General features: G+C 69.2%; 7 protein-coding genes and 3 pseudogenes. 4 read left to right on the forward strand and 6 right to left on the reverse strand.

All coding sequences use genetic code 11. The features are described 5' to 3' along the window. Positions 1 to 97: 97 nt before the first annotated feature. A pseudogene (locus ABZ646_RS38825) lies at positions 98 to 291 on the reverse strand (site-specific integrase); the annotation flags it as partial. Here ABZ646_RS38825 and ABZ646_RS38830 point away from each other — a divergent pair. Continuing rightward, entirely contained in the window at positions 281 to 649 is a 369-nt protein-coding gene (locus tag ABZ646_RS38830) for a fibronectin type III domain-containing protein (RefSeq protein ID WP_360530097.1), read from the forward strand. The pseudogene ABZ646_RS38825 and the gene ABZ646_RS38830 overlap by 11 nt on opposite strands. 59 nt (positions 650 to 708) lie before the next feature. Here ABZ646_RS38830 and ABZ646_RS38835 read toward each other — a convergent pair whose 3' ends face one another. After that, a complete protein-coding gene (locus ABZ646_RS38835) occupies positions 709 to 1,062 on the reverse strand; it encodes a winged helix-turn-helix transcriptional regulator (protein WP_360530100.1) in 354 nt (117 codons plus the stop codon). Between the two features lie 63 nt (positions 1,063 to 1,125). On the opposite strand from ABZ646_RS38835, the pseudogene ABZ646_RS38840 reads away from it, so the two are divergent. Further along, positions 1,126 to 1,260 (forward strand): annotated as a pseudogene (locus tag ABZ646_RS38840) (sugar kinase); the annotation flags it as partial. A 37-nt stretch (positions 1,261 to 1,297) separates the two neighbouring features. On the opposite strand, the gene ABZ646_RS38845 reads toward ABZ646_RS38840, so the two are convergent. The 4 genes from ABZ646_RS38845 to ABZ646_RS38860 form a co-directional block, all read right to left on the reverse strand. Further along, positions 1,298 to 1,750 carry a DDE-type integrase/transposase/recombinase gene (locus ABZ646_RS38845; RefSeq protein WP_360530103.1) on the reverse strand — a complete coding sequence of 151 codons (453 nt, stop codon included), beginning with the start codon at positions 1,748 to 1,750 and terminating at the stop codon, positions 1,298 to 1,300. A 141-nt stretch (positions 1,751 to 1,891) separates the two neighbouring features. Then, complete coding sequence (locus tag ABZ646_RS38850; protein WP_360530106.1) at positions 1,892 to 2,857, reverse strand: formylglycine-generating enzyme family protein; 966 nt, start codon at positions 2,855 to 2,857, stop codon at positions 1,892 to 1,894. Between the two features lie 54 nt (positions 2,858 to 2,911). Then, the gene (locus ABZ646_RS38855; protein WP_360530109.1) at positions 2,912 to 3,226 is read right to left on the reverse strand and encodes a DUF202 domain-containing protein; all 315 of its coding nucleotides are present in this window, start codon (positions 3,224 to 3,226) and stop codon (positions 2,912 to 2,914) included. Between the two features lie 76 nt (positions 3,227 to 3,302). After that, the gene (locus tag ABZ646_RS38860; RefSeq protein WP_360530112.1) at positions 3,303 to 3,611 is read right to left on the reverse strand and encodes a DUF202 domain-containing protein; all 309 of its coding nucleotides are present in this window, start codon (positions 3,609 to 3,611) and stop codon (positions 3,303 to 3,305) included. Between the two features lie 266 nt (positions 3,612 to 3,877). Between ABZ646_RS38860 and ABZ646_RS38865 the strand changes: the two genes are divergently transcribed. Continuing rightward, entirely contained in the window at positions 3,878 to 4,504 is a 627-nt protein-coding gene (locus ABZ646_RS38865; protein WP_360530115.1) for a PadR family transcriptional regulator, read from the forward strand. Between the two features lie 60 nt (positions 4,505 to 4,564). Then, positions 4,565 to 5,534: pseudogene (locus ABZ646_RS38870) on the forward strand (sulfatase); the annotation flags it as partial.

Below are 5,534 nucleotides of genomic sequence, written 5' to 3' on the forward strand. Positions count from 1 at the left end.
GATATTACCCGGCGGTATCGCCCCGGTCCGCGCCGGACCCTACTCCAGGTGGTAGGTGGCGTCCCGCTGGTCCAGCGCGGTGCTGATCGGCTGGATGTACGGCGGTGTGTTCGTCCAGTAACAGGGCGCGTGCCTTGGCCTGGCCGTAGGAGAGGCGGGCCAGGTCGGTGGCCGGGCGCACATCGCGCGGACTTATCACCTCCCCCCGGCCAGGCGGCGGTGGGTGACGAACACCGGGCCTTGGGTCCGGCCGCGCGGCAGGAGGGGCAGGAGCCGGGCGGTGCCGGCGTCCCGCATCACCGGTGGTCGTATGCCGTTCGACGGCTTCTTCGCCGTCAGCGGCGTACGGGTCTTCGGCGCAGGCGACGGTGACGCCCCGAGCCCCGTCCGCGCGAGGGCCTCGCGCGTGGACGGCCGCACCGCCAGGATCGAATGGGACGCCGTCGCCGGAGCCACCGGCTACAACGTCCGCTATGGACGCCACCCCGAGAAGCTCTACCACAGCTGGTTGGTCTACGACCGCACGGAACTCGACCTGCGTTCGCTCAACGCGGATGCGGACTACTGGGTGGCCGTGGACGCATTCGGCGAAACCGGCATCTCTCCCGACCCTGTTGAACCGATGTCCGGGAGGCCGGTACCGAAGTGACGGTGCGGTGCGCCTGGCCGCACATGGGCAACGAACGGGGCGGCACTCCGGCCCAGCCGTCAACGAGGTGGCCCGCCGGGCGGCCGACGGTGGATTCGTCCCGTCGAGTTCGTCGTCGACGCGCGGCGGCGCGGTGACGTAGGCCGCGCGGCTGACCAAGCCGTCGCGCACCAGCCGGCGCAGGTCAGCATCCGCCGGCTGATCCCGTCGACCTCGCGATGCAGTTCGTCGAACCGGTGGGTGCGCTTCCCCAGCCGCACGACGATCTGGGCGCTCCACTTTACGCTTTCCTCGATGGTCAGCCGTCGCGCTTGCGTTGCCCTACGGGAGCCGGAGCCCAGCTCCCTCCTCGAACCCGGGCCGGGAAGCGGATCGCCGGTCCGCCGGACGAGGCCCAGCGGGGGTACGGGCATCAGGTGCTCACCTCGTTCTTCAGCCGGTCGAGCACGGCCCGACCGCCGTCGGCGGCCGCAGGATCGGTATGCCTCGACGTCAACCACCGCTCCCGACTGTGGACCGCCGAACGCGCCTGCACGGCGCCCCGGCCGCTGCTGGACCACAGCGACCTGCTCATCGCCTCGGAAGACGAGCTTCCGCTGGTGCTGGTACGGCCCGGCGCCGGTGAACCGGAGGGGAACTCCGATCGGGTTAAAAGAATGGGTTAAACGGTGGTCTCGTATTCGAGAGGGTCTTCCAGGGCTGTTGCGGCTTGATCAACTCGGTTTTGAACAGGCCGAGCGTGCTCTCCATCAGGGCGTTGTCGTATGCGTCGCCGACGGAGCCGATCGAGGCCGCTGTGCCGGCCGCGTCCAGGTGCTCGGCCAGCTTGAAACTGGTGTACTGGCTGCCCGCATCGCTGTGATGTGTCAACTCGTGGCGAACGTGGGGAGGTTCATCGCGGTCGCGCTGCCACAGCGCCATCTCCGAAGCGTCCAGGACGAGCCGGGCCTCCTGTGACGTCGCGGCGGACCAGCCGACGATCCGGCGGGAGAAGGTGTCCACGACGAAGGCGACGTAGACCACTCCGGCCCAGGTCGCCACGTGCGTGAAATCCGCCACCCAGCAGCGGTACGGCGCGCTGGCGACGAAGTCGCGCTCCACGCGGTCGGGTGCCCGCTCGGAATGTGGCCTGACCTGCACGGACGAGATTCTCGACAGGGACAGCGTCGCGCACGGTTCCGGACTCGATGTGGAGGCGGCGTATGCCTGCGCCTGCGACGCGCGCCCCACGCTACGCCGCCTTCAGGACCCGGGAGGGGTGTTCCACGCGACGCGGAAGCCTGTATTCCCGCTGGAGCTGTCGGGGCTGTTGCTGGTGCGGGCGGCTACTCGGTAGCGGTTGCAGTAGGAGTCGTGGCACAGGTACGAGCCGCCGCGCAGCACCCGTGCGGTGCCGTTGCCGGGCCCGGCGGGGTTGAGGCAGGAGCCCTCTGCCCGGGAGGGGTCCACGGCCCACCAGTCGGCGCACCATTCCCATACGTTGCCGGCGACATTGTGCAGGCCGTAGCCGTTGGGCCGGTACGCGGTGACGGGGGCGGTGCCGGCGTAGCCGTCCTCGGCGGTGTTGCGGGAAGGGAAGCGGCCCTGCCAGATGTTGCAGCGGTGCTCGCCGCCGGGGGTGAGTTCGTCGCCCCAGGGGAAGCGTTTGCCCCTGAGGCCGCCGCGGGCGGCGTACTCCCACTCCGCCTCGGTCGGCAGACGTGCTCCCTCCCATTGGCAGAACGCGCTCGCGTCGGTCCACGAGACGTGCACGACGGGATGGTCCGAGCGGCCGGAAAGGTCGCTGCCGGGACCTTCCGGCGATGCCCAGGACGCTCCTTGGACCCCGCACCACCACGGGGTGCTCTTCGGGCGTGGGGAGACGCGGCGCAGTTCGCCGGGGAGGAAGGCGGCGAAGACGTACGACCAGCCGAACAGTTCGGCTTCGGTGCGGTACCCGGTTGCTTCGATGAACGTGGCGAAGCGCTCGTTGGTCACGCAGTGGGCGTCGATGGCGAAGGGGGGCACGGTGACCTCGCGTACCGGTCCTTCGCCGTCGCCGGGGTTGGCGTCGGGGTCCTCGCTGCCCATGAGGAAAGTTCCGCCGGGGAGCCGTATGGCGGAGGCGTGGTCACCCTGGCCGTTCCCTTCGAAGGCGACAGGGGCCGGGACGGCGGACGGGTCGCCGGGCCGACCGGGCGGGCAGCAGTGCGGGGGCATGTGCGGCATTGCTCCTTTCGGTGAGAGTGGATGCCGAGGCTACGAGCGAATGGGCGGCCGATGTCAGTGAGCGTGCAGTGCCGCCTGCGCGGTGACCAGGAGACCGGCGACCGTGGCGCAGGACGCCACGGCCCGCAGCCGGTGCCGGCCGACTCCGGAGGACCTGGTGGTCAGGGCCGCCGTCGCCACGAGGCAGGCGCCCGCCGCGGTGACCAGCGGGGCATCGTGTGTCAGTCCTAAGCGCAGCGTCAGTGCCGCGGTCACCAGCGCGGAGAGCGCCGTGCGGCGCCGAGCGAGTGCGGTGCGCTCCGCTTGCAGGCCGGGGTCGCGCGGGTCTGCGGGGTGCGGGGTAGTTCCGGAGCGGTGCCAAGTGGTCACCGTACACTCCAGACCAGCAGCAGCACGGCGATGCCCGCCAGGGACGCGCCCCAGGCCAGCGCGATGAGCAGCCGGGTCATCGGCAGCGGGCGGTGATGACGCATAGCTCGCTGGACCCGCAGCCAGCGTCCGTAGATGAGGCGCACAGCGCTGTTCCGGTCACGGCCAGCAGCACCCCGAGCGCCGCGCCGGCTTCGCTGTGCGTCAGTGGCTGGACGAACTGGGCGACGGCGACGGCGCCGGCCAGCAGGGCCAGCCCGGTTCTGATCCATGCGAGGAACGTGCGCTCGTTGGCCAGGGAAAAGCGGTAGTCCGGCTCCTCGCCCTCCCCGTACCAGGGTATGGAGGCGCCGGAGCGCGGCTCGCGCGGTCGGACGCGTCTCATGTTCGTTTCCTCTCTGCGTGCGCGGTCCGGCCGGGCAGGAGGGTCTGCGCGTACCGAGGGAGCGGAGAGCGCGCACCGGGAGACGAGCCGGCGGGAAACCGGGCCTCGGACCGGGGCGCCTCGGATGCTGTTGGTTCCGGCCTGTCCAAACTCTTGCGGAGGCATTCAACATGTGTCATGGTCCCCCCATCTTAGCCATTCCACTTGTGGCATGCATCGTCCGCCGGGCAGGGACAGTCCCGCGGAGCCGCCGTAAGGAGCGAGCGATGAAGCTCGAAAGCATTCTGCTGGGCGTTCTCGCCCGGCATCCCAGCACCGGGTACGACCTGAAGAAGTACCTCGACACTCATGGGCGCTTTCTGCGTTCAAACACCCAGATGAGTCAGGTCTACCGGTCACTGGGGAAAATGGAAGCCAGCGGGTGGGTGATCCACACCGTTCAGCAGCGAGCCGGTGCCACCGACGCCAAGACGTACCGGATCACCGACGAGGGAATGACCGTCTTCCTCGACTGGCTCACCGGGCCGTACAGCCCTCCGACACGTTTCCAGGACCCGGATTTCGGGACGCGGCTCGCCTTTGCCGGATTCATGACGCGCGAGCAGCTTTTGCGTCTCATCGACACCGAGCTCACGACGCGTCGCGAGCAAGTGGCCCGCTACCGCTTCCGTGACCGCCGCGAAGCCGTCGATACGTCCGCTGCGTTCGACGAGGACCTGGCGACGCTCGTGGCCGAGTGGTCCCACGAGGCCGGGGCGCAGGCGATAGACGCCTATCTGGAGCGCCTGGAGATGTTGAGGCAAGTACTGCTCGACGCTCCGGAGAATGCGAAGGGCGCCGGATCTCCTCTTGCTTCTCCGCGACACCCGCCGAACGCCCGCGACACCCGCTGAACGAAGGAAACACCCCCCGTGCGTGCCATCATCCTCATGGTCGACAGCTTGAACCGGCACATGCTCGGTCCGTACGCGGATACGATCGTGGACGCGCCGAATTTCGCGCGGCTGGCGTCCCGGGCGGTGACGTTCGACAACTTCTACGCCGGGTCGATGCCGTGCATGCCGGCCCGCCGGGAATTGCACACCGGACGTTACAACTTCCTGCACCGCTAGTGGGGGCCGCTGGAGCCCTTCGACGATTCGATGCCGCAAATCCTGCGGGACGCGGGAATCCACACCCATCTGGCCTCCGACCACCCGCACTACTGGGAGGACGGTGGGGCGACGTATCACACCCGCTACACCACGTGGGAATTCTTCCGCGGCCAGGAAGGCGATCCGTGGAAGGGCGTCGTCGACGGGCTCCGCGAGGGCGAGGGCCCGGCCATGCGTCGGCAGGACGCGATCAACCGCACCTATATGCCCACCGAGGCGGAACACTCCCAGACCCTTACCGTCGACGCCGGTGTGCACTTCCTGCACACCAACGCGGACGCGGACGGCTGGCTGCTGCAACTGGAGCTCTTCGACCCGCACGAGCCCTTCTTCGTGCACGAGCCGTACACCTCCCGCTACCCGGACGACCACGCCGGCCCCGAGTTCGACTGGCCCGGCTACCAGAAGGTCTCCGAGCCCACGGACCAGGTCGAGCACGCACGGCGCCGGTACGCAGCACTCGTGTCGATGTGCGACCACTCGCTGGGCCGGGTGCTCGACGTCATGGACGAGCACGACATGTGGGACGACACCCTGCTGATCGTCAACACCGACCATGGCTTCCTGCTCGGCGAGCACGGCTGGTGGGCGAAGTCGGTGATGCCGTGGTTCAACGAACTCGTGCATCTGCCGATGTTCCTGTGGGACCCACGCACCCGGGGCGTGGACACCCGCCGGGGCGCGCTCGCACAGACGATCGACATCGCGCCCACCCTGCTGAGCTACTTCGGGCTGGAGACCCCGCCCGACATGCAGGGGCGGGACCTCG

Origin of the sequence: Streptomyces sp. NPDC007162 (genome assembly GCF_040634175.1) — a bacterium.
Taxonomy (GTDB): Bacteria; Actinomycetota; Actinomycetes; order Streptomycetales; family Streptomycetaceae; genus Streptomyces.

What these genes read in the sequence shown, in the direction of transcription:
- ABZ646_RS38835 (WP_360530100.1), bottom strand. Translation starts at nt 1,062, where the DNA reads ATGCCCGTACCCCCGCTGGGCCTCGTCCGGCGGACCGGCGATCCGCTT.
- ABZ646_RS38850 (WP_360530106.1), bottom strand. Translation starts at nt 2,857, where the DNA reads ATGCCGCACATGCCCCCGCACTGCTGCCCGCCCGGTCGGCCCGGCGAC.
- ABZ646_RS38860 (WP_360530112.1), bottom strand. Translation starts at nt 3,611, where the DNA reads ATGAGACGCGTCCGACCGCGCGAGCCGCGCTCCGGCGCCTCCATACCC.
- ABZ646_RS38865 (WP_360530115.1), top strand. Translation starts at nt 3,878, where the DNA reads ATGAAGCTCGAAAGCATTCTGCTGGGCGTTCTCGCCCGGCATCCCAGC.